This window comes from Rhodocaloribacter sp., assembly GCF_056451265.1.
In genome coordinates, this window is record NZ_JBWOPL010000115.1 from 1 (window position 1) to 2,147 (window position 2,147).

General features: G+C 72.9%; 2 protein-coding genes. Both read right to left on the reverse strand.

Features of this window, described 5'->3' with window-relative positions; all coding sequences use genetic code 11:
- Positions 1-368: FG-GAP repeat domain-containing protein (locus AC1HIY_RS16920; RefSeq protein WP_479577971.1), on the reverse strand; the 368-nt coding region annotated here is incomplete at its 3' end.
- Positions 369-431: 63 nt separating this feature from the next.
- On the reverse strand, positions 432-2,147 hold a 1,716-nt coding region (locus tag AC1HIY_RS16925), incomplete at its 5' end, for an FG-GAP repeat domain-containing protein (RefSeq protein ID WP_479577972.1).

The following is a 2,147-nucleotide window of genomic DNA, read 5'->3' on the forward strand; positions in this document are numbered from 1 at the left end:
GTCACGTCCTCGAAGCGCCAGCCGCCGAGGTTGCGAAAGAGGGCGTTCGGCCCTTCGAGGCGGGCCAGGTAGACGTCCGTCCATCCGTCGCCGTCCACGTCGGCGAGCGCCACGCCCGAGCCGTTCATGAGGTGGCGGTTTTCCACGAGGGCGTCGTCCGTGAGCGTATTGACGAACGAGAGGCCGGCTTCGAGGGGATCGACGGCTTCGAAGCCCGGCGCGCGGCGTCCCGGCGCGGCGAGTTCGGCCCACCGGTAACCTTCGGCCTCATGCCACACGTACGGCCCTCCTTCTTCCGAAGCGCACCCCGCCGCCGCGCACCCGGCGAGGGCGACGAGAACAAGCGATGTTCGGAGGTTAGCGTTCACGAGTCGTGGAGAATGATGGGCGGGAGAGGGCGACCGGCCGCAGGGGCGGCTCGCGTGTCGCCCTCACGGCCGTTCCTTTGCCCGGGGCACGCCGCGATAGACCTTCGTCTCGGTCCCGTTTTGCCCGACGACCATGTCCGGATGCCCGTCGCCGTCGAGGTCGCCGAGGGCCAGGCCGCGCCCGTCGCCATAGACGCCGAGGCCGGTGTTCTCGACCGCCGTGAAGCCGCCCGACCCGTCGCCGCGAAGCCAGAGGCCGCGCCCGGCGTCGAGGCGGGCGTCCTCCTCGCGCACGGCGAAGAAGTTTTCGCTCGCCGCCACGTCCGTGCGTCCGTCCTCGTCGAGGTCGCCGGCGGCCAGGCGCATGAGCGGTGCGAACTGTGCGCGGATCGGGAGCACGCGCCCCTCGAAGTGGTCGCCGCGGTTGAGGAAGACCATCGAGGCGAGCGTGGCGGCCTCCCGGATCTGCGCGTTCCGGAGGCCGCTTCCGAGCACGTCCTCGACCGTCGAGGTGGCGTAAGCGCGGAAGCTCCGGATGCGGCGGCGCACGCCCGGCAAGGCGCGCGAGACGACGTCGAGGCCGCGGTCGGGGACGTACGCGCCCCGGCCCGGTTCATAGTGCGCTTCCATCACGTCCATGACGCCGTTGAGGTCGAAGTGCCCCCAGTACAGCCGTAGCGGGTGCGCGTCGGAGGCCGGGCGGCCCTCGCCCGTCACGCCGTGGATGCGTCCGTGGCGGCCGTTCCAGCCCCAGTTGCCCGCCGCGAGGTCGAGCCGCCCGTCGCCGTCGAAGTCGGCGAGGGTGAGGCTTTGCCACATGCCGGTGAAGGCGGAGAGGCCCCACGCGCCGGTGGCGTCGGCGAAGCGGCCCGCGCCGTCGTTCACGAAGACGCGCACGGGGCCCCATTCTTCGGAGAGGGCGAGGTCGAGGTCGCCGTCGCCGTCGAGGTCGCCGAGCGCGGCGTCGGTGGTGAGCCCGGTCTCGGCGAAGGGGGCGCTCCGGCTTTCGTCGAAGGCAAAGCGCCCGTTCTCGTTCATGAAGACGCGGGAGGAGGCCGCCGCGCCGTATCGGCCCGGCACGAAGCGCCCGGCGGCAAAGAGGTCGAGGTCGCCGTCGCCGTCGAGGTCGCCGAGGACGAGGCTGCCCACGCTCGACGCGCCGGCGTCGAGGCGTTCGCGGAGGCGCCCCCCCGAAGCATCCACCTCATAGACGGCGACGCTCGAGTGCGGGAGCACGCCCGGCTCGGTGGGGCGCACCTCATAGTTCGACTCCGCCACGAAGACGAGCGCGCCGCCGGAGACGCCTCCTTCGAGCACGGCGAGTCCGGTCTGATCGCGCGAGGCCGCCTCGGCGAGCGGGCCGCCGTTCACGCGCCGGAACCGTCCGCCGCCGTCGTTTCGGAAATACGCGAGCCGCCCGCCGCGCCCGCTCCCGACGAAGACGTCACGGTCGCCGTCGCCGTCGGCGTCGGCGAGGGCCACGGGCGGACCGTACCGGCTGAGGCGGAAGGGCAGCAGCGGCTGTCGCCCGAAGTCGTCGAACGGCGCTTCCTCGTGACGGTGCCCGAGCCACGCGCTCACGTCCTCGAAGCGAAGCGTCGTCGTGTCCGGGCGCGCGGGCGTCGCGGGGGTGTCCGTCGCCCCGCCGATCCCGGCGGCCTCGTCGATCTCATAGACCCGCCCCGGGAGCGCCCACTGCCGGCTCACCCGGCCGCTCCGCCACCGCACCTCCACCGAAAGCGAATCCGCCGCGCCCGCCGCAAACATCAGCTCCGCCTC